We start from the raw sequence: 21408 nt of genomic DNA, 5'->3' as shown, positions 1-21408 counted from the left end.
GGCCTCGCCGTGTCAGGTTCGTGTCGGCGACGCCGGAGGACGCCGCCTCCGACTTACTCTTGGGTCGCGGTCGGTTCAGCCGCCGGGGCTTCCGCCGCGGTGGTCTCCGGTTCAGCCGCGGCCGGGGCGGCCTCGACGGGAGCCGGTTCAGCGGCGACAGCGACGGGTTCAGCGGCGACGGGGGCCGGAGCGGCGGCGGCAGGCGCGGCCATCTCGGCTTCGGTCACGACCGGTTCCGGGGTCAGTTCACGGGCGAGCGTCGGCTCGATCGGGGCGATGGAGGCGCCCAGGTCCACACCGGCGGCCGACTGGCCGGCGGCCAGACCGTCGAGGATCGAGTCGGCCATCAGATCGCAATAGAGCTGGATGGCGCGCGCGGCGTCGTCGTTGCCCGGGATCGGATAGGTGATGCCGTCCGGATCGCAGTTGGTGTCCAGGATCGCGATGACCGGGATGTTCAGCTTGCGGGCTTCCAGGATCGCGATCGCTTCCTTGTTGGTGTCGATCACGAACATGATGTCGGGAATTCCGCCCATGTCCTTGATGCCGCCAAGGGACAGCTCGAGCTTGTCGCGTTCCCGCGTCAGCTTCAGCAGTTCCTTCTTGGCGCGGCCCACGGAGCCGTCGCCGTCCAGCAGGCCTTCCAGCTCGCGCAGGCGGGCGATGGAGCCCGACACGGTGCGCCAGTTGGTGAGCGTGCCGCCCAGCCAGCGGTGGTTCACATAGTATTGGGCGCTGCGCTTGGCGGCGGTTGCGACCGGATCGGAGGCCTGACGCTTGGTGCCGACGAACAGCACGCGGCCACCGCCGGCGGCGATTTCCCGCACCTTCACCAGGGCCTGGTGCAGGAGGGGGATCGACTGGCTGAGGTCGATGATGTGGATGTTGGAACGGCTACCAAAGATGTAGCGGTCCATCTTCGGGTTCCAGCGGTGGGTCTGGTGGCCGAAGTGGGCGCCAGCTTCCAGGAGCTGACGCATAGAGAAGTCGGGAAGCGCCATGTGTATGGTCCTCTTTTTCCGGTTAGCCTCCGCAGACAAACCCTCCCGAAGGAGGACCGGAATGGAAACCGACGGGATGTCTCCCCGCCAACCGCCAAACGCCTGCGTGTGGAATGGGCGCGGATGTAGGGCGTAACGGCCGAAAATGCAATAGCCAGGGGCGGTTGGCGGCGGGCCGCCCCTAGAGGTCCTCGACGAAGACCACGCCCGGGGCGGTCTTCAGGGCGCCGCGCACCGCATTGTCCAGGGTGAAGCGGCCTGGCAGCTTGACCTCCACCTCGCGGCCGCCCTCGACGGCGGCCACCAGGATGACCTCGCCGCCACGGGCGTTCACCGAGCCTTCGAGACGCTTCTTCAGGGCGTCGATCTCGGCGCTGCGGGGGGCGAGGTGGACGCGCAGGCCGGCCACCGCACTCTCGATGGCGCGATCGATGGGTTCACAGCCGTCGCCGAAGAACCGAACCTCCCCTTCCTTGGCCTTGGCGCGGACGCGCAGGCCGACGCACTTGCCGGGCTCCAGCAGTTCACGGGCGTTGCGCAGGGACTCCGGCGGGAACAGCACTTCGAACTCGCCCGTGGGGTCGGAGAAGGTGACGAAGGCGAACTTCTCGCCGCTGGAGGCCGAGGCGCGCTCCTGCTTGCGGCGCACGACGCCGGCCATGCGGAAGGCTTCGGCCCCGGCCATCGCCTTGGGCAGCACGTCGGCCAACAGATCGACGCGCTTGCGGCGCAGGGCCGGCACCATGTCGTCCATCGGGTGGCCGGAAAGGTAGAAACCGACGGCGGCCAACTCCTCGTCCAGGCGCTGGGTAGGGTTCCAGTTGTCGACGCGGGGCATCTTCTTCCGCAGCGCCTCGGAATCGTAGGTGGTGTCGGCGAAGAAGCTCATCTGGTCCGAGGCGCGACCTTGGGAGACCGTCTGGCCATAGCTCACCAGCAGCTCGGCGGCGGCCATCAACTGGGCGCGGTTCTGGTGGATGGAGTCAAAGGCCCCGGCGCGGACCAGGGTCTCGAAGGTCCGCTTGTTGACCTGCTTGGGATCAACCCGCTCCACGAAATCGAAGATGTCCTTGAACGGCCCGCCCTCGCGGCGCACCGCCACCACATGCTCCATGGCCTGGAGCCCGACGTTGCGAATGCCGCCCAGGGCATAAAGAACCTCGCCGTCGGCGACATCGAAGTCGGCGGAGGACAGGTTGACGTCCGGGGCGCGGATCTTGACCTCGAACTTCTTGGCGTCCTGGTAGAACGCCGCCAGCTTGTCGGTCGTGGAGATATCGAGGCTCATCGAGGCCGCAAAGAATTCCGCGGGCGCGTTGGCCTTCAACCAGGCGGTCTGATAGCCGATCAGAGCGTAGGGCGCGGCGTGGGACTTGTTGAATCCGTAGCCGGAGAACTTCGCCATCAACTCGAACAGAGTGTCGGCCAGATCGACGGGCACGCCGCGCTCGGCGGCCCCGCTGGCGAACCGCTCGCGCTGCTTGTCCATCTCCTCCTTCTTTTTCTTGCCCATGGCGCGGCGAAGAAGGTCGGCCTCCCCCAGGCTGTAGCCCGCCATGATGCGGGCGATGTTCATCACCTGCTCCTGGTAGACGATCACCCCGTAGGTATCGGTCAGCACTGGCTCGAGCAGCGGGTGATAGACGTTGAGCGGCTTGCGGCCCGCCTTGGTGTCCACATAGGCCGGAATGGATTCCATCGGGCCCGGCCGATAGAGCGAGATCAACGCGGTGACCTCTTCCAGGGAATTGGGCCGCAGCTGGCGCAGGATGTCGCGCATGCCCTGGCTTTCCAGCTGGAACACCCCAACCGTCTGGCCCGACGCCATCAGCTCGTAGGACTTGGCGTCGTCGAGCGGCAGCTTGTCCAGGGGGAAGTCGGCGCCGCGCTTGGCCAGGTGCTTCATCGCCCGGTCGACGACCGTCAGCGTCTTCAAACCGAGGAAGTCGAACTTCACCAGCCCGGCGCTTTCCACCCACTTCATGTTGAACTGGGTGGCCGGCAGCTCGGAGCGCGGATCGCGATACAGAGGCGTCAGTTCGGTGAGGGGCCGGTCGGAGATCACCACGCCGGCGGCGTGGGTCGAGGCGTTGCGGTAGAGGCCTTCCAGCTGCAGCGCGGTCTCCAGCAGCTGCGCCACGGCCTCGTCCTCATCCTTGGCCTGTCGCAGGCGCGGCTCGATCTCGATGGCGCGGGCCAGGGTCACCGGGTTGGCGGGGTTGGCCGGCACCATCTTTGCCAGGCGGTCCACCTGGCCCAGCGGGAGCTGTAAGACACGACCAACGTCCCGCAGGACCGCGCGGGCCTGCAGGGTGCCGAAGGTGATGATCTGGGCCACGCGGTCGCGGCCGTAATGCTGCTGGACGTAGGAGATCACCTCTTCCCGCCGCTCCTGGCAGAAGTCGATGTCGAAGTCGGGCATGGACACCCGCTCGGGGTTCAGGAACCGCTCGAAGATCAGGCCATAGCGCAGGGGATCGAGACCCGTGATCAGCAGCGACCAGGCCACCAGGGAGCCCGCGCCCGAACCCCGGCCTGGCCCCACCGGAATACCTTGAGCCACCGCCCACTTCATGAAGTCCGACACGATCAGGAAGTAACCGGGGAAGCCCATGGACTGGATGACGCCAATCTCGCGCTCCAGCCGGTCCCAGTAGTCCTGCTCGGTCCCCGTGAGGGTGTGCCCCTCCAGGCGCTTGCGCAGCCCCTCACGCGCCTGCTCGGCCAGTTCCTCGGACTCGGTGCGGCCGGCGACGGTGGGGAAACGCGGCAGGATCGGGTCGCGCTTCTTGACCATGAAGGCGCAGCGCCGGGCGATATCCAGGGTGTTGTCGCAGGCCTCCGGCAGGTCGGCGAACAGCTTGCGCATGTCGGCGGCCGGCTTGAACCAGTGCTCGGGCGTCACCCGGCGGCGATCCTCCTGGCTGATATAGGCGCCGTCGGCGATGCACAGCAGCGCCTCGTGGGCCGTGTAGAGCTCGGCCGGGCCGAAATAGACGTCGTTGGTCGCCACCAACGGAATGTCGAACTCGTAGGCGTAGGCCACCAGTTCCGGCTCGGCGGCGGCCTGGGCGGCCATGCCGTGGCGCTGCAGCTCGATATAGAATCGGTCGCCGAACACGCGGGACATTTCGGCCAGCGCCGCCCTGCCCTCGGCGGTCTTGCCGGCGGCCATCAGGGGATCGACGGGGCCGTCGACGCCGCCCGACAGCAGCAGCAGCCCCTCTGCCCGCTGCGCCACCGCGCTCCAGGCCACCTGAGGCTCGTCGGTGGGTTCGATATCCAGATAGGCCATCGAGGAGAGCTCGGAGAGGTGCAGATAGCCCTGCTCGCTCTGGGCCAGCAGGACGATGGTGGGGATCTTGGCCCAGCGTTCCGGCGGCCCCTCGCCGATGCCGCGCACCGGCAGGGCGAGGCCGACGATGGGCTGGACACCAGCCTCCTTGGTGACGACGGAGAACTCCAGCGCCCCGAACAGGTTGGCCCGGTCGGTCAGGGCCACGGCCGGCATGTGGGCCTTGGCCGCCAGAGACCCGACCTTGTCGGCCTTGATGGCGCCTTCCAGCAGCGAATAGGCCGAGCGGACCCGGAGATGGACGAAACCGTCTTGTTCCCCGCTCACGCCGTCCTCCGCATCACTGTTGGGTTCAGCCTCAGGCGGCCAGTTGCGCGACCTGACACATCATCCAGACAAACCCCGCCACCGACACAAAGGCCAGCGATTCCCGCGCCAAACGAACAACCATAACGTCACCCCTGTGAATGTTCTGCGTATGTTCCTATTCTGGTTTTGTTCTCATGACAAGAGCCCATCCACACGCCTGTGGATGAACGCCTCACCGCCGCCCAGATCGCCCTCCAGCTTGGCAGTGACGGCCAAGGAGATACGGATGGACATCGAGATCGGCGCAGAGGCCAAAGACGAGAGCTTCAACCGGCGCGTAGCCATCACCGTCGTGGTGCTGTCGATCTTCATGGGCCTCAGCCAGGTCAAGGACGGCAATATCGTCCAGGCCATGCAGCAAGCGCAGTCCGCCGCCGTCGATCGCTGGGGCGAGTACCAGGCCACAAAGACCAAGCTGCACATCGACGAGGTGGCGTTGGCCCAGACCCGGTTCATGGCCGGACTGGGCGGCGCGAGGGTGGCCTCGGCCACGACGGCGGAGCAGGCCCGGCTAACCGCCGAGATGGCCAAGTATCAGACCGAGATTCCCAAGCTCCGGAGCCAGGCCCAGGGCTTTGAGGCCCAGTACGACGCGCTCAACGTGCATGACGATCAGTTCGACGCCTCGGACGCCCTGATCTCCATCGCGGTCTCGATCGCTGCGGTCGCCGCGCTGGTGGAAGTGTCCGCCGCGCTGATGGCGTCCTGGGCGTTCGGCGCGCTGGGCCTGATCATGGGCCTCGCCGGCTTCCTGGGCTGGAGCCTGCATTCGGTGCTGTTGAGCCGACTGCTTAGCTAGACGGGCGGGCGCCTAGAACCCCGCCTGCGTTTCCAGCTTCCCGTCCTTGAGCCCCAGCACCCGGTCCATGTGGCGGGCAAGTTCGAGGTTGTGGGTGGCCACCAGGGCCGCGACGCCGGTGGCCCGCGCCAGGGCGTAGAGGTTCTCGAACACCGCCGCCGAGGTGTGGGGGTCGAGGTTGCCGGTGGGTTCGTCGGCCAGCAGCAGGCGGGGCGAGTTGGCGAGCGCCCGGGCGATGGCGACGCGCTGTTGTTCGCCGCCGGAGAGCTGGGCCGGCTGGTGTTTGACCCGTTCGGCGAGGCCGAGTTGTTCCAGCAGGAAGAAGGCGCGCTCGCGGGCGGGCTTGCGGGCCACCCCGGCGATCATCTGCGGCAGCACCACGTTATCCAGGGCCGAGAACTCCGGCAGCAGGTGGTGAGCCTGGTAGACGAAGCCGATGGTGTGCAGACGCACCCGGGTGCGGACCCTGTCGCTGAGGTTGGAGCAGTCGCGGCCCTCGATGAAGATCTGGCCGGCGCTGGGCTTTTCCAGAAGGCCCGCGGCATGCAGCAGCGAGGACTTGCCCGAGCCCGAGGGGCCGATGAGGCCCACCACTTCGCCGGGCATGATGTCGAGGTCGGCGCCGTCCAGGACGGTCAGGGTCTTGTCGCCGGTCTGGTAGGTGCGGGTCAGGCCACGGATGGCCAGGACCTGGTCGGGGCTGGAGGGATCACTCATAGCGAAGCGCCTCCACGGGATCGAGGCGCGAGGCGCGCCAGGCCGAGGGCAGGCTGGCCACGAAGGTCATGGCCAGCGCCCCGCCGGTGATGCCCGCGACCTCCATCCAGTCGATCTTGGCCGGCACGCGGGTGAGGAAATAGACGTCGGAATTGAACACCTGGGCGCCGGTGGCCCACTCCACGAACTGCTGGATCTCGCCGATGAAGGTGCAGAACAGCACCCCGATCCCCAGGCCCGTCAGGGTGCCGAGCAGGCCGATGGTGGCGCCGGTCATGAAGAAGATGCGCAGGATGCTCCCCTGCCCCGCCCCCATGGTGCGCAGGATGGCAATGTCGCGGCTCTTGTTCTTCACCAGCATGACCAGGCCCGAGATGATGTTCATCGCCGCGATGAACAGCAGCATCATCAGGATCAGGAACATGACGTTCCGCTCCACCTGCAGGGCGCCCCAGTAGGAGGCGTTCTTCTGGGTCCAGTCGGTGACGATGGAGGCGGGTCCGGCGATGGCGGCCACCTGGGGCTTCATGTCCATGGCCTTGTCGGGATCGGCGAGCTTCATCTCCACGAAGTCGACGCCGGTGTCGCGGCCGAAGAACAGCTGGGCCTGGGCCAGCGGCATGTAGATGAAGGCCTGGTCGTACTGGCTCATCCCAACCTTGAAAGTGCCGGCCACGGTGTAGGATTTGCGCTGCGGCGTGGCGCCGAAGGCCGTGGCCCCGCCGGTGGGGGAAATGAGGGTGAGCGCGTCACCTGCCTGGACGCCCAGGTTGCGGGCCAGCTCGTCGCCGACCAGGATCAGGTCACCGCCGTACTCGCCCTCGCCAAAGCCCTCTAGAGATCCAGAGACGATGTTCGAGGCGATAATCTTGGTGGCCCGCAGGTCGGCGGGGGACAGGCCGCGCACGATGGCGCCGCTGATCTGGCCCATGCCCAGCGCCATGGCCTGGGCCTCGATGACCGGGGCGGCCTGGGTGACGCCCGGCAGCCTGCGCAGGCGCTGGATCATCGGGTCGCGGCCCGGGGTCTGCAGCACGCCGCCGGCCACATAGACGTGGCCGTTGAAGCCGAGGATGCGGCTGAGCAGTTCGGAGCGGAAGCCGTTCATCACGCTCATCACGATGATCAGCACGGCGACGGCCAGGGTGATGCCGATGAAGGAGATCAGCGAGATCAGGGCGACGCCGCCCTGGCTCCGCTTGGCGCGCAGGTAGCGGCCCGCGACGGTGCGTTCCCACAGGCCGAAGGGCGCGGCGTGGGCTCCCAACGGCTGCGGGCTCACGCGGTGATCACCTTCAGGGCCTGCTCCAGCGGCAGGGTCTGCTTCTCGCCGGTGGCGCGGCGTTTGATCTCGACGGTGCCGTCGGCGACGCCCTTGGGGCCCACCACCAGCTGCCAGGGGATGCCCACCAGGTCGATGGCGGCGAACTTGGCGCCGGGGCGCTGATCGCTGTCGTCCAGCAGGGGGTCCTTGCCGGCCGCGATCAGGGCTTGATAGGCGTTTTCGGCCACCTCATCGACGGCCGCATCGCCGGGCCGCAGGTTGATCACCGCCGCGCCGAAGGGCGCCACGGCGTCGGGCCAGATGATGCCCGCCTCGTCATGGCTCGCCTCGATGATCGCCCCGGTCAGGCGCGAGACGCCGACGCCGTAGGAGCCGCCGTGGATCGGGCGGTCCTGGCCGTCGGGCCCGGCCACCGTGGCCTTCATGGGCTTGGAGTACTTCTCGCCGAAATAGAAGATGTGGCCGACCTCGATGCCGCGGGCCGAGAGGCGCTTGTCCTCGGGCACCAGGGCGAAGGCCGCCTCGTCGTGCATCTCCTCGGTGGCGGCGTAGAGGTTGGTGCGCTGCTCCACCAGGGGCTGGAGGTCGCTGTCCCAGTCGACGTCGCCCGGCGCGCCCATCTCCACCAGGTCCTTGTGGCAGAACACCTGGCTCTCGCCGGTGTCGGCCAGGATGATGAACTCGTGGCTGAGATCCCCGCCGATGGGGCCGGGATCGGCCTTCATGGGCACCACGTTCAGGCCCATGCGGGCATAGGTGTTCAGGTAGGCGATGAACATGCGGTTGTAGGACCTGCGCGCGGCGGCCTCGTCCACGTCGAAGGAATAGGCGTCCTTCATCAGGAACTCGCGGCCGCGCATCACGCCGAACCGGGGGCGGCGCTCGTCGCGGAACTTCCACTGGATGTTGTAGAGGTTCTTGGGCAGGTCCTTGTAGCTCTTCACATAGGCGCGGAAGATGTCGGTGATCACCTCTTCCGCCGTGGGGCCGTAGAGCAGGTCGCGCTTGTGGCGGTCAGTGATGCGCAGCATCTCGTCGCCATAGTCCTCATAGCGGCCGCTCTCGCGCCACAGGTCGGCGAGCTGCAGGGTGGGCATCAGCACCTCGATGGCGCCGGCCCGGTCCATTTCCTCACGCACGATATGCTCGATCTTCTTCAGGACCCGCAGGCCCAGCGGCAGCCAGGCATAGATGCCGGCGGCCTCCTGGCGGATCATGCCGGCGCGCAGCATGAGCTGGTGGCTGACCACCTGGGCGTCGGAGGGGGCTTCCCGAAGCGTCGGCATGAAGTAACGCGAAAGACGCATCTGGCGAAGATTCCCGGACGAGGTTCAGATCAACGGCCCTGATAGCCGTTGCGCTTGGACCTTGGCAACGAAGCTGGATGAAAAGAAGGCCGCCCAGGGAGGTGGGCGGCCTTCTCGTCGTCGGGGAAAACGCCACGAGCTGCTTTTGGCGGCCCGCGATGTGACTCTTGGTAACCCGGGTTACGCCGTCCCGCGATGGCGTTAAGCGTGGCCCGGGCGACTGCATAGGTTTCGCCCAATCTTTAAGCGCCTCCGCCGGGCGACGCCGCCGCCGTGAGCAATCAGCCCAGGCCGGAGGGCAGACGCGGCAGCGGAATTACCTGGAAGTGCAGCAGCAGCCACAGGACCACGAAGACGACCGCCGAGATCCAGGTGGTGGTGATGAACTTCTTCTTCAACTTGGGATCGACCGGCGCGCCGGGATCACCGCCGTCACCCTTGTCAATGCCGGCCTCGGCGTGGCTGACGACGCCCAGCGGCAGGACGGCGAACAGCACCGTCCACCAGATGGTCAGATAGATCGCAAAGCCCGTGAACCAGGTCATCAGTGCGCGTCCTTTGGGGTTTCCATGAGCTCGACCAGCACGCCGCCCATGTTCTTGGGATGGATGAAGATCACCGGCACGCCGTGCGCCCCGATGCGCGGCTCACCCGTGCCCAGCACCGTGGCGCCCTTGGCGCGCATGTCGTCGCGGGCCACCAGAATGTCGGGGACCTCGAAACAGATGTGGTGCTGGCCGCCCGAGGGGTTCTTGGCCAGGAAACCGTGGATCGGCGAGGCCTCGCCATAGGGCTCGATCAGTTCGATCTGGCTGTTGGGCGTGTCGACGAAGCAGACCCAGACGCCCTGTTCGGGCAGGGCGAACTTCTCGCCGATGGCGGTCGCGCCCAGCAGGTCGCGGTAGACCTTCACAGCCTCGTCGATGGAGGGGGTGGCGACCCCCACATGGTTCAGTCTACCGATCATGCCGTCCGCCTCGCGATTTGCGAGGGCGGTATAGACGACTTCCGCCGGGTTAGGGGAGCGACTTCCCGCCGCTACTGCGTGAACAGCGCCGTGCCGCCGTCGCGCAGGTGGGCCAGGTTGGCGGCGGGACCGAAGATGGCGCCTGCGGCCAGCAGCTCGGCGATCTTCACCGGCGAATAGCCCATCTCCTCCAGCAATTCGCCGCTGTGCTGGCCAAGATCCGGGGTGGGACGCTGGAAGCCGCTGGAACCACGGGCGAAGTCGGCAAAGGCGCGCACGCTGAGCATGTCGCCCAGGCGCGGGTGACGCCAGACCTCGAAGAAGTCGTTCTCCCACAGCCACTCGCTCTCGAAGGCCTCATAGCCGCGCAGCACCGGGGCGCAGGGCACCCCCTGGGCCAGCAGTTCCCCAAGGACGCCGTCGCGTATGCGGGTAGCGAAGGCCAGTTCCAGGGCGCGGGCCAGGTGGCCGTCGCGGGACGCGGTGAGCGCATTGTCCGGCAAGGGCACGCCAAGCACGCCGCAGACACCGTCGGACTCTTCCCTGGTCTCGCAGACCACGGCGACCCAGCCGTCGGCGCAGTTGTAGTAGCGGTGCAGGGCGCGGACCCCCAGGCAATCCTGGGCGCCGACATCATTCGCCGGGCGGCCCTCATAGGTGGTGACCTCGGCCTGCTGGAAGGTGAGGCTCTGGGCCATCAGGCTGGTGGAGATCTCCTGCCCCTCCCCGGTCCGCTCACGGGCGTTGAGGGCGGCGATGATGGAGAAGGCCACCACGCCGGCGGTGGCGACGTCGTTGACCGGGATGGTGTGCAGGATCGGCTCCCCCTCCCCGCCCTGGGCCGCCATCATGCCACCCTCGGCCTGCAGCAGCGGATCGAACCCCGGCAGGACGGCCCGCGCGCCCTTGTCGCCATAGGCGTTGATCGAGCAGGAGACGATGCGCGGGTTGATGGCCTTCAGGGCGGCGTAGTGGATGCCCAGGCGCTCGCGAACCCCGAAGCGGTAGTTGTCCAGGATCACGTCGGCGCCGCGCACCAGGTCGAAGAACATCTCGCGGGCCGCCGGCTGCTTCAGGTCGATCCCCAACCCGCGCTTGCCGCGGCTATAGGCCATGAACCCGCCGCCATTGCTGCGGAAGGGGTCGCCCTCGATGGGCTCGATCTTGATGACGTCGGCGCCGAGATTGGCCAGCACACCGCCCGCGTGGGCCCCGGCGATGACGGTGCCGAGGTCCAGCACCTTGATCCCCGACAGCGGTTGCGGTCCGTCATTGGCGCCGGTGGGCTGAGGGGTCGGGCGCTCGGGCCAGGCGTGGCCGTTGAGGGGCTTGGCCAGATGGCGCACAGAGCCGGGCGTCACCGACAGGCGCGAGGGCACATTGGGCATGTGAACCGGGCCAAGCTCGGGGTGCTCCAGGGTGACGCGCGCCTCGCCCGCCGCCACGGCGTCGCCGGCGAACCAGGGCTCGCGGGGGCCGACCGGGGCGCAAGGGACTCCGTTGGCCTGCAACAGTTCCAACCACTCGGCGCGGGGCCGGGTCTTGAACACCGCCTTCAGGGCCTCGCGGGCCAGCAGCGGGTCCGAGGCGAAGGTCTCCCAGTGGTCCCCCAGACCCAGGGCCTGGATGGCGCGGTGGTAGAAGGCCACGAACAGGGTGGCCAGGAAGAACCACTGGCCGTCACCGCACTCATAGAGCCGGTAGCTGGGCGAGGCCCCCAGCGGTGCGCCACGCGGCAGGGGCGGATCGGCCAGCACGCGGACCGGACCGGTCACCTCCGACACCCCATGCAGGCCGCTGACGGTCACCGCCTGGCCCTTGCCGCTGCGGTGGCGTTCCAGCAGCGCTGCGCTGATGGCGGCGGCGCCCATGACCGCCTGGCCATAGTGGCAAAGCGGCAGGATCAGGTGGATCGGCTGGTCACTGTAGCTGCCTTGCCGGAAGGCCACGCCACTGAGCGCCGTCAGCAGGCTGTGGTGCGGGGGAAGCTGGCTCCAGGACCCCGTGGTCCCATAAGGCGGCATCCAGGCATGGATCAGATGCGGATGGGCTTCCTTGATCGTCTGGGCGTCCAGACCCAGCGCCTCGAGCTTGCCCGGCGCGTGGTCGAAGATCGCGACGTCGGCCAGGGCGATCAGCTCAAGGGCCTTGGCGATCCCGGCCGGCGTGGCGAGGTCCAGGGTCAGCAGGCGCTTGTTGCGATTCCAGGTCAGGTAGCCGGGGTGGTCCTTCATCCGGTCGCCCTGCGGCGGCTCAACCTTGATGATGTCGGCCTCGAAGTCCCCCATCAGCATGGCGGCCATGGGCCCGGCCAGGCCTTGGGTGAAGTCGACGATGCGCACGCCGGCGAATGCGGACATTTAACAGGCCCTCCCTGGTGCGGGGCGCGTCGTGTCGCGCGCCCTCGCAGGGCCCGCGGGGCAGCGGGCCGGGAGACATCAAACCATAGCCGCGCCTCGAAACAAGTCCGAGCGGTCGGGAAGTTAGATCCGCAGCACGGTGGTTTCCACGACGGGGCGACGGCCCCAGACCCGCTGGCTGGCCTTCTTCACCGCCCGTGAAATGGCCTTCTCGATGGCCTCGTCGTCGTCGCGCTCCTCACCCTTCAGACGGTCCATGGCGCGCTCGGCCTCGTCGGCCAGGTCGTCCATCATGTCGTCCATGGGATAGTCGGGCTCAGCGGGCAGACCCAGGGCGCGAACTTGCGGGCCCGAGACGATCTTGCCACGGGGATCCAGCGCCACGGAGACCGCCAGCATGCCGTTGAAGGCGGCGTGGCGGCGTTCGCGCAGGGCGTCGCCGTTCTCAGGTGTCAGCATGCCGCCGTCCACATAGATGCGGCCGGCCTGGACCTCATCGATGATCTCGGCGCGGCCGGGGGCCAGACGGACCATGTCGCCGTTGCGGGGCGAGACCGTCTGCGGGACCTGCAGGTCCCTGGCGAAGGCGGCGTGTTCCAGCAGGTGGCGGCGCTCGCCGTGAGTGGGGACGGCGATCTCGGGCCGGGCCCAGGCGTACATCTGGGCCAGCTCGTCGCGGCACGGATGGCCGGAGACGTGGATGCCCGGATGGTCGCGCTCGGTGTAGAGGCGCACGCCACGGTCGGCGAGGCGGTTCTGCAGGGCGCGGATCGGCACCTCGTTGCCCGGAATGACCCGCGAGGAGAAGATGCAGGCGTCGCCCTGCCCCAGCTTCACGAAGGGGTGGGAGCCGTCGGCGATGCGGAACAGGGCCGCGCGGGCCTCGCCCTGGCTGCCGGTGCAGAGGTAGAGGATGCGGTCCTCAGCGAAGTCGCGGGCCTCGTTGTCGGCGATGAAGGGCTTGAGGTCGGCCATCATGCCGACGGATTTCGCCGCCGCCGACATGCGGTGCATGGAGCGGCCCACCAGGCAGACCCGGCGGCCGGCGGCCTCAGCAGCGCGGATCACAGAGTCCATGCGCGCCACATTGGAGGCGAAACAGGCCACGGCCACCTTGTGGTGCAGGCCCTTGATCAGGTCGCCAAGCGCGTCGCGGACGTCGGCTTCCGAGCCGGCGGAGCCGTCCACAAAGACGTTGGTCGAGTCGCAGACCATGGCCAGGACGCCCTCGTCGCCAAGACGCTCCAGGGCCGCGGAGTCGGTCACCCCGCCCAGCACCGGGTCCGGATCGATCTTCCAGTCGCCGGTGTGCAGGATGGTGCCCAGCGGCGTCCGGATCGCCAGGCCGTTGGGCTCGGGGATCGAGTGGGTGAGCGTGATCAGGTCGATCTCGAAGGGACCGAGCGTCACCTTGCCGCCCAGCGGCACCTCGGTAATCACCGCGTCAGCGGCGGCCGGGTTCTCCCGCAGCTTCTCGCGCAGCAGGAAGGCGGTGAAGGGGGTGGCGTAGAGCATCCCGCCCAGGCGCGGCCACAGGCGCGCCACGGCGCCGATGTGATCCTCGTGGGCGTGAGTCAGGACGATCCCGAGGATGTCCTTCTTGTGCGCCTCCAGGAAGGTCGGGTCGGGCAGGATAATCTCGACGCCCGGCGTCGTCTGGTCGCCGAAGGTGATGCCGAGGTCCACCACGATCCACTTGCGCGCATGGGGCGGGCCGTAGCCGTAGAGATTGAAGTTCATGCCGATCTCGTTCGAGCCGCCGAGCGGCAGGAAAACGAGTTCGTCGTCGGCTTTCGCCTTGATTTGGGCCATCAGGTCACCGCCGCGGGGCGCGGGTTGCGCCGTGAGATTTCCAGCATGCCGCGAATGGTCAGGTCCGGATCGAAGTGGTCGATAGAGAGGGTCGCGCCATGGAACAGGCTGGCGACGCCGCCGGTGGCGACGACCGTCATGGGTTCACCCCACTCGGCCTTGAGACGGGCGATGAGCCCCTCGATGAGGGCGACATAGCCCCAGAAAACGCCTGACTGCATGGCTCCGACCGTATCCTTGCCCAGAACTCGCTGGGGCTTCTGAATGGCGACGCGGGGCAGTTTCGCCGCCGCGGTGTGTAAGGCTTCCATCGACAGATTGATGCCTGGGGCGATCACCCCGCCCTCGAAACCGCCATCCGAGGCGATCACGTCGAAGGTGGTGGCGGTGCCGGAGTCGATGACGATCAACGTCCCCGGATAGACGATATGCGCCCCGATTGCGTTCACAAGGCGGTCAGCGCCCGCTTCCGACGGCTTGTCGATGCGGACTTCAATCCCGAGATCGGCATTCTCGCCGATCACGAGGGGCTCCACGTGCAGATAGCGGCGCGAGAGGTTGCGCAGGTTGAAGATCGACTGCGGCACCACGCTGGAGATGATGCAGGCGTCGAGCACCCCAAACTGCAGACCGGCCATGTTCAACAGCTGCGACAGCCAGACGGCGTACTCGTCGGCGGTGCGGCTGGAGTCGGTGGCGGCGCGCCATTGGGCGATCCAGCTGGAACCGTCATGCACGGCGAACAGCGTGTTGGTGTTGCCCTGTTCGATGGCTAGCAGCATGTCAGGACCCTCCGAAGAAAACGTCGCCGGCCGTTATGCGCAGAACCGCGCCGTCGTCCAGGCGCAGGCGCAGGGCCCCGTCCAGGTCCAGACCCTCGGCGACACCGCGATGGGTCTGGTTGGGCAGGCGGGCCTCACAAGGTTGTCCCAGGCCGTGGGCGCGCTCGGTCCAGCCCTCGGCGATGGGGGCGAAGCCGTCGCGCTCCCAGGCCGTACGCCATCGTTCGAAGGCCAGAGCCAGGACATCCAGGGCCGCGCGGGGCGACGGCGGCGGGCCTTGCATGAATTCGGCGAAGGCGGCGGCCGGGCGCTCGACGTCCTGCGGGGCGTGGGCGAGGTTGACGCCGATGCCCACCGCCAGCCAGATGCGGCCGTCCGGCAGCGGGCCGGACTCCACCAGGATGCCGACGGCCTTGCGGCCATGGATCAGCAGGTCGTTGGGCCACTTCACCGTGGCCGCGCCGGGCCCCAGGCAGGTCTCGGCCAGGTCGGCGGCGGCGAGCGCGGCCACGAAGGAAATCTGGGCCGCCTCCCCCGCCGGCTTGTCGGTGGAGAACAACAGGGTGGCGGCCAGGTTACCCACCTTGGTCTGCCAGTCACGGCCGCGGCGGCCACGACCAGCGGTCTGGGTCAGAGCTGTGATCCAGACCGGTCCGGTTTCGCCGCTCTCGGCACGGCGACGCGCCTCGGCGTTGGTGGAATCGATCTCGGCGTAGGACTCGATCGGCGGGACCGTCACCTAGACCAGGCCGAAGGCGGCCGCGGCGGCCTTGGCCAGCGGGTCGATGAAGACCAGGGCGCCAAGCACCAGCGGGAAAGAGAACAGGGCCGCGGCGATGGCGATGGTCTTGGCCTCAACGGGCGGCTTGTCCGTGCCGCCGACGCCGGCGTCGAACCACATCACCTTGATCAGGCGCAGGTAGTAGAAGGCCGCCACCACGCTGCCGATGAGGCCGATCACGGCGGCGACGCCGAGGCCGGAATTGATGGCCGCCTTGAAGACATAGAACTTGGCCCAGAAACCGGAGAACGGCGGCAGGCCCAGAGCCGAGAGCGAGAACGCGGTCATGGCGAGCGCGATACCCGGACGTTCCTTCATCAGGCCGGCCATGTCCTCGATGGTCTCCATCGGCTTGCCGGCCCGCGACAGGGCCGTCAGGCAGGCGAAGAAGCCGGTCACGTCGACCATGTAGAGGACCATGAAGACGAACATGGCCTGCACGCCCTCAGCGCTGCCGGAGGCAAGGCCCAGGACCGCGTAGCCGACATTTGCGATGGAGGAATAGGCCCACAGGCGCTTGAGGTTGTTCTGGGCCAGGCCCGCGAAGGCGCCGACGCCGATGGACAGCAAAGCGATGATCACCAGCACCTGGCTCCACTGGGCCGAGGCGCCGTGGAAGCCTTCGCTCAACGCGCGGGCGAACAGCACCATGGCGGCCAGCTTGGGGGCGCCGGCGAAGAAGGCCACGACGGGCGTGGGCGCGCCTTCGTAGACGTCGGGGGTCCACATGTGGAACGGGGCGGCGGAGACCTTGAAGGCCAGGCCGCAGATCAGGAAGACCAGACCGAAGAGCACGCCGGTATGGGCGCCCGCGTGAACCGCCACGGCGATGTCGTCGAACTTGGTGGAGCCGGCGAAGCCGTAGATCAGCGAGGCGCCGTAGAGCAGCAGGCCCGAGGACAGCGCGCCCAGCACGAAGTACTTGAGGCCGGCTTCCGAGGCCTTGGCGTCGTCGCGGTGCATGGCGGCCAGGACGTAGAGCGCCAGCGACTGCAGCTCGACGCCGATATAGAGCGCGATCAGGTCGCCGGCCGAGACCATCATGGCCATGCCCAAGGCGGCCAGCAGGATCAGCACCGGGAACTCGAAGTTGCGGATATTGCGCTGGGCGAACCACTTTTGGCCCAGAGGGATGGCGATGGCGCTGGCGATGAAGATCGCCACCTGGCTGAAGGCCGAGGCGTCGTCGGCCACCAGGCCGCCCGCGAAGCCGCGCCCCTGCGCCCCAAAGGCCGCCTCATAGGCCGCGATCGCCAGGGCGGCGATCGAGCCCAGGGTCATCACGGTGGTGGCGCGCGGCGCGAAGGCTCCGACCACCAGCAGCACCAGGGCTGAGACGGCCAGGACCAGCTCGGGTCCGGCAAGGGCGATATCGGCGGAGAAGGTCATACGAAGGCCCCTAGGCGCCGATGGCCGCGCGGTAGAGCGCGACGAGGTTGTCGACGGACGACTGGGTCACGTCGAAGACGGCGGCCGGATAGATACCGAGATAGAGGGTCGAGGCGATCAGCGGCGTGAAGATCGCCACCTCGCGCCAGTCGAGGTCGGCGATCTCGGCCAGGGCCGGATTGGTCAGCTCGCCGAAGATCACGCGGCGATAGAGGCTGAGCGCATAGATCGCCGAGAAGATGACACCGGTGGCGGCGAAGATGGCCGTCCAGGTGGAGACGCCATAGGCCCCGGTCATGGTCAGGATCTCGCCGACGAAACCCGAGGTGCCTGGCAGGCCCACATTGCCCATGGTGAAGAGCATGAAGACCGCCGCATACCAGGGCATGCGGTTCACCAGCCCGCCGTAGAAGGCGATCTCGCGGGTGTGCATGCGGTCATAGACCACGCCAACGCAGAGGAAGAGCGCGCCGGAGATCACCCCGTGGCTCAGCATCTGGAAGATCGCGCCCTGCACGCCGACGTCGTTGCCGGAGAAGATCCCCATGGTCACGAAGCCCATGTGGGCCACCGACGAATAGGCGATCAGCTTCTTGATGTCGGTCTGACGGAAGGCGACCAGCGAGGTGTAGATGATGGCGATGACGCTGAGGGCGAAGACCAGCGGTGTGAAGAACTCCGAGGCCTGCGGGAACATCGGCAGGCTGAAGCGCAGGAAGCCGTAACCGCCCATCTTCAGCAGGATGCCGGCCAGGATCACCGAGCCCGCCGTGGGCGCCTCGACGTGGGCGTCGGGCAGCCAGGTGTGGACCGGCCACATGGGCATCTTCACCGCAAAGGAGGCGAAGAAGGCCAGCCACAGCCAAGTCTGCAGGTGAGGATCGAACTTGTAGACCATCAGTTCGGGGATCGAGGAGGTATGGGCGATCCCGATCATGCCGAGGATGGCCGCCAGCATCAGGACGGACCCCAGCAGGGTGTAGAGGAAGAACTTGAAGGCGGCGTAGACCCGCCGCTTGCCGCCCCAGATGCCGATGATCAAGAACATCGGCACCAAGCCGAATTCGAAGAAGGCGTAGAACAACACCAGGTCCAGGGCGCAGAACACGCCGATCACCAGGGTCTCCAGGACCAGGAAGGCGATCATGTATTCCAGCACGCGGGTCTCGATCGACTTCCACGAGGCCGCGATACAGATCGGCATCAGGAAGGCGGTGAGCAAAACAAACAGGATCGAAATCCCGTCCACGCCCATGCGGTAGTGGATGCCGGCGAACCAGTTGGCGTCTTCCAGGAACTGGAAGCCCGGGTTGGCGATGTCGAATTCCGACAGCATGAGGACTGACAGCGCCAGGGTCGCGAGCGTGGTCACCAGGGCGATCCACTTGGCGGCGCTGACGGTCTTGTCATCGTCGGTCTTGGCGAAGAAGCGCAGGACCAGGATCGCCGCCACGCCGATCAGCGGGGCGAAGGTGGTCAGGGAAAGCAGGCCGGTCATGATCTCACTCCCCCTCAGGCCTGCCACTGGAAGACGGCGAAGGTCAGCAGACCCAGCACGCCCAACAGCATGACGAAGGCGTAGTGATAGACGTAGCCGCTCTGCAGCAAGCCGGCGCGGCGGCCGATGTCATAGGACACCGCCGAGACGCCGTCGGGGCCGAGGCCGTCGATGATCTTCTGGTCGCCGACCTTCCAGAACACGTCACCCAGGAACTTGGTGGCGCGCACGATGGTCGCCTCGTAGAGCTCGTCGAAATACCACTTGTTGTAGAGGAAGCTCCACAGCGGGCCCTTCTTGGCGGCGATCCGCGCGCCCATGCCCTCGTTGGCGATGTAGTAGTACCAGGCGGCCGCGAAGCCGATGGCCGACACCATCAGCGGCGCCCACAGCAGCCAGGTCGGCGAGTGGTGGGCGTGCTCCAGCACGTGGTTGGCCGGGCCGTTGAAGATGGCGCCGCGCCAGAAGGCGTCGCGTTCCTCACCGACAAAGACCTCGACGAAGGCGTAGCCGGCGGCCACGGCCCCCAAGGCCAGCAGCAGCAGCGGGACCAGCATGACCAGCGGGCTCTCGTGGGGCTTGTGGTCCCCGTGGCCGTGGGCGCCGTGATGGTCATCCGGCAGCGGCTCGCTGTGGGTCTCGATCTGGGCGTGGCTGGTGTGGTCGTCGGCGGCGTGGGCGTGGGCGTGATCGTCATGCGCCCATTTGGGCGTGCCGTGGAAGGTCATGAAGGCCAGGCGCCAGGAATAGAAGGCCGTCAGGCCCGCCGCGCTGAGGCTGACCAGGAAGGCGAAGAAGGCCACCGGGTTGTGCTGGCCGGCCGCATAGGCGGCCTCGATGATGGTGTCCTTGGAGTAGAAGCCCGCGAAGCCCAGCTCGACTCCGGGGATGCCGAAGCCGGTGATGGCCAGGGTGCCGATGGTCATGACGGCGTAGGTCACCGGCAGGTACTTCCACAGACCGCCCATCTTCCGCATGTCCTGCTCGTGGTGCATGCCGTGGATCACCGAGCCCGCGCCCAGGAACAGCAGCGCCTTGAAGAAGGCGTGGGTGAACAGGTGGAACATGGCGGCCTGATAGGCGCCCACGCCGGCGGCGAAGAACATGTAGCCGAGTTGCGAACAGGTCGAATAGGCGATGACCCGCTTGATGTCGTTCTGGGCGAGACCGACGGTGGCCGCGAACAGGGCGGTGACGGCGCCGATCAAGGTGACGATCTGCTTGGCGACCGGGGCGTATTCGAACATCGGCGACAGCAGGCAAACCATGTAGACGCCGGCGGTCACCATGGTGGCGGCGTGGATCAGGGCCGAGACCGGGGTCGGGCCTTCCATGGCGTCCGGCAGCCAGGTGTGGAGGAAGAACTGGGCCGACTTGCCCATGGCGCCCACGAACAACAGGGCGCAGGCCAGGTCCACGGCGTGGAACCAGTGACCGGCGAAGAACCAGCCCTTGTCGGCGAACTCGGCGACGCGGGGGAAGATTTCCGCGAACTGGATCGTGCCGAACATCCAGTAGACGGTCATGATGCCGAGCGCGAAACCGAAATCCCCAACCCGGTTGACCACGAAGGCCTTGATGGAGGCGGCGTTGGCGCTGGGCTTGTGGAACCAGAAGCCGATCAGCAGGTAGCTGGCCAGGCCCACCCCTTCCCAGCCGAAGAACAGCTGCATGAAGTCGGCGGCGGTGACCAGCGCCAGCATGGCGAAGGTGAACAGCGACAGATAGGCGAAGAACCGCGGCTTGGACGGGTCCTCGGCCATGTAGCCCCAGGAGTAGAGGTGGACGAGCGAGGAGACGCTGGTCACCACCACGAGCATCACGGCCGACAGGGTGTCGATGCGGATCGACCAGTTGGACTGGAAGTCGCCGATATTGATGAAGGGCAGCAGGTGGACGGTGAACTTGGCCGGCCAGTCGCCCCAGATCACCCCATGGAAGGTGGTCCAGGCGATGGCGCAGGACAGGAACAGGGCGCCCGTGGTGATCGCCTGCGAGGCCAGGTTGCCGATGCGGCGGCCGGACAGGCCCGCGATCATGGCGGCGACCAGGGGCGCGAAGACCGCGATAGTGACGAGAAGCTGAGGGGTCATGGTCGGGTCCTCAACCCTTCATCACGGAGACGTCGTCCACGGCGATGTCGCCGCGGTTACGGAAGAACGTCACCAGGATGGCCAGGCCGACAGCGGCCTCGGCCGCGGCGACGGTCAGCACGAACAGCGCGAAAATCTGCCCCGTGACGTTGTGCAGATAGACTGAGAAGGCCACCAGATTGATGTTCACGGCGAGCAGGATCAGCTCGATCGACATCAGGATGACGATGATGTTCTTGCGGTTCACGAAAATCCCGAACACCCCGATGGTGAACAGGATCGCGGCGACCGCCAGGTAGTGGGCGAGCCCGATGCTCATTCGTCGATCCCCGCGCCGGGTTTGATGGAAATGACCCGCATGCCGGTCGCAGGCCCGCGCGCCACCTGGTCGGCGATCACCTGCCGGCGCACGCCGGGCTTATGGCGCAGCGTCAGCACGATGGCGCCGATCATGGCCACCAGCAGCACCAGACCCGCCGCCTGGAAGAAGTAGATGTAGTCGGTGTAGAGCACGCGGCCGATGGTCTCGGCGTTGGAGATGTCCACGCCCGACGCCTGAGGCGTGTCATTGAGCCGGGCCGCGCCGCCGGTGGAGACCGCGGTGGAGACCAGGATCATCTCGAAGGCCAGGATGCCGGCGACGCCCGCGCCCAGTGGCATGTAGCGGGCGAAGCCCTGCCGCAGGGTGGAGAAGTCGACGTCCAGCATCATGACGACGAACAGGAACAGCACCGCGACGGCGCCGACATAGACGACCACCAGGAGCATGGCGAGGAACTCGGCCCCCAGCATCACGAACAGCCCTGCGGCGGAGAAGAAGGCCAGGATCAGGAACAGCACTGAGTGCACCGGGCTGCGGGCCGAAACCACGCAGACACCGGCGACCAGGGTCACCGTCGCCAGCAGATAGAATGCGATCGCCTGAACGGCCATGACGGCTCTTCTCAGCCCCT

At 67.3% G+C, this 21408-nt stretch carries 18 protein-coding genes; 1 reads left to right on the top strand and 17 read right to left on the bottom strand.

Features of this window, described 5'->3' with window-relative positions; translation table 11 throughout:
• Positions 1-53 precede the first annotated feature (53 nt).
• The 3 genes from rpsB to sidA form a co-directional block, all read right to left on the bottom strand.
• Positions 54-1001 carry a 30S ribosomal protein S2 gene (gene rpsB / locus JKL49_RS10795; protein WP_215340381.1) on the bottom strand — a complete coding sequence of 316 codons (948 nt, stop codon included), beginning with the start codon at positions 999-1001 and terminating at the stop codon, positions 54-56.
• A gap of 181 nt (positions 1002-1182) precedes the next feature.
• A complete protein-coding gene (gene dnaE / locus JKL49_RS10790; protein ID WP_215340379.1) occupies positions 1183-4623 on the bottom strand; it encodes a DNA polymerase III subunit alpha in 3441 nt (1146 codons plus the stop codon).
• Between the two features lie 31 nt (positions 4624-4654).
• The gene (gene sidA, locus JKL49_RS21390; RefSeq protein WP_215340377.1) at positions 4655-4747 is read right to left on the bottom strand and encodes a cell division inhibitor SidA; all 93 of its coding nucleotides are present in this window, start codon (positions 4745-4747) and stop codon (positions 4655-4657) included.
• Between the two features lie 144 nt (positions 4748-4891).
• Here sidA and JKL49_RS10780 point away from each other — a divergent pair, with 144 nt between their 5' ends.
• Positions 4892-5464 carry a DUF4337 family protein gene (locus tag JKL49_RS10780; RefSeq protein ID WP_215340375.1) on the top strand — a complete coding sequence of 191 codons (573 nt, stop codon included), beginning with the start codon at positions 4892-4894 and terminating at the stop codon, positions 5462-5464.
• A 12-nt stretch (positions 5465-5476) separates the two neighbouring features.
• Here JKL49_RS10780 and JKL49_RS10775 read toward each other — a convergent pair whose 3' ends face one another.
• From JKL49_RS10775 to JKL49_RS10710, 14 genes are all read right to left on the bottom strand, one after another.
• The gene (locus JKL49_RS10775; protein ID WP_215340374.1) at positions 5477-6181 is read right to left on the bottom strand and encodes an ABC transporter ATP-binding protein; all 705 of its coding nucleotides are present in this window, start codon (positions 6179-6181) and stop codon (positions 5477-5479) included.
• On the bottom strand, positions 6174-7463 hold the full coding sequence (locus JKL49_RS10770) for a lipoprotein-releasing ABC transporter permease subunit (RefSeq protein WP_347340372.1): 1290 nt from the start codon (positions 7461-7463) through the stop codon (positions 6174-6176). Before JKL49_RS10770 ends, JKL49_RS10775 begins: the two co-directional genes overlap by 8 nt.
• Positions 7460-8773, bottom strand: coding sequence for a proline--tRNA ligase (proS, locus tag JKL49_RS10765; protein WP_215340373.1), 1314 nt, complete (start codon positions 8771-8773; stop codon positions 7460-7462). Before proS ends, JKL49_RS10770 begins: the two co-directional genes overlap by 4 nt.
• Positions 8774-9054: 281 nt before the next feature.
• Positions 9055-9318 (bottom strand): DUF1467 family protein, encoded by a 264-nt coding sequence (locus JKL49_RS10760; RefSeq protein WP_215340372.1) that lies wholly within the window; start codon positions 9316-9318, stop codon positions 9055-9057.
• Positions 9318-9740, bottom strand: a complete 423-nt coding sequence (gene mce / locus JKL49_RS10755) for a methylmalonyl-CoA epimerase (RefSeq protein ID WP_215340371.1) — start codon at positions 9738-9740, stop codon at positions 9318-9320. The genes JKL49_RS10760 and mce overlap by 1 nt, the downstream gene beginning before the upstream one ends.
• A 71-nt stretch (positions 9741-9811) precedes the next feature.
• A complete protein-coding gene (locus JKL49_RS10750; protein WP_215340369.1) occupies positions 9812-12100 on the bottom strand; it encodes a CaiB/BaiF CoA transferase family protein in 2289 nt (762 codons plus the stop codon).
• 123 nt (positions 12101-12223) lie between these two features.
• Positions 12224-13912, bottom strand: a complete 1689-nt coding sequence (locus tag JKL49_RS10745) for a ribonuclease J (protein WP_215906465.1) — start codon at positions 13910-13912, stop codon at positions 12224-12226.
• The gene (locus JKL49_RS10740) at positions 13912-14694 is read right to left on the bottom strand and encodes a type III pantothenate kinase (protein ID WP_215340367.1); all 783 of its coding nucleotides are present in this window, start codon (positions 14692-14694) and stop codon (positions 13912-13914) included. The genes JKL49_RS10745 and JKL49_RS10740 overlap by 1 nt, the downstream gene beginning before the upstream one ends.
• Before the next feature lies 1 nt (position 14695).
• Positions 14696-15433, bottom strand: coding sequence for a biotin--[acetyl-CoA-carboxylase] ligase (locus JKL49_RS10735; RefSeq protein WP_215340365.1), 738 nt, complete (start codon positions 15431-15433; stop codon positions 14696-14698).
• Positions 15434-16864: an NADH-quinone oxidoreductase subunit NuoN gene (gene nuoN / locus JKL49_RS10730; RefSeq protein WP_215340363.1), complete on the bottom strand. Its 1431-nt coding sequence runs from the start codon at positions 16862-16864 to the stop codon at positions 15434-15436. It abuts the gene before it with no gap.
• A gap of 10 nt (positions 16865-16874) precedes the next feature.
• Complete coding sequence (locus JKL49_RS10725) at positions 16875-18380, bottom strand: NADH-quinone oxidoreductase subunit M (RefSeq protein ID WP_215342778.1); 1506 nt, start codon at positions 18378-18380, stop codon at positions 16875-16877.
• Positions 18377-20455 (bottom strand): NADH-quinone oxidoreductase subunit L, encoded by a 2079-nt coding sequence (nuoL, locus tag JKL49_RS10720; protein WP_215340361.1) that lies wholly within the window; start codon positions 20453-20455, stop codon positions 18377-18379. The genes JKL49_RS10725 and nuoL overlap by 4 nt, the downstream gene beginning before the upstream one ends.
• Before the next feature lie 10 nt (positions 20456-20465).
• Positions 20466-20774, bottom strand: coding sequence for an NADH-quinone oxidoreductase subunit NuoK (gene nuoK / locus JKL49_RS10715; RefSeq protein ID WP_215340359.1), 309 nt, complete (start codon positions 20772-20774; stop codon positions 20466-20468).
• Positions 20771-21388, bottom strand: a complete 618-nt coding sequence (locus JKL49_RS10710; protein ID WP_215340357.1) for an NADH-quinone oxidoreductase subunit J — start codon at positions 21386-21388, stop codon at positions 20771-20773. Before JKL49_RS10710 ends, nuoK begins: the two co-directional genes overlap by 4 nt.
• Between the last annotated feature and the right edge of the window lie 20 nt (positions 21389-21408).

It is taken from the genome of Phenylobacterium glaciei, assembly GCF_016772415.1.
Lineage (GTDB): Bacteria > Pseudomonadota > Alphaproteobacteria > Caulobacterales > Caulobacteraceae > Phenylobacterium > Phenylobacterium glaciei.
This window is presented reverse-complemented; position numbering and strand designations above follow the sequence as displayed.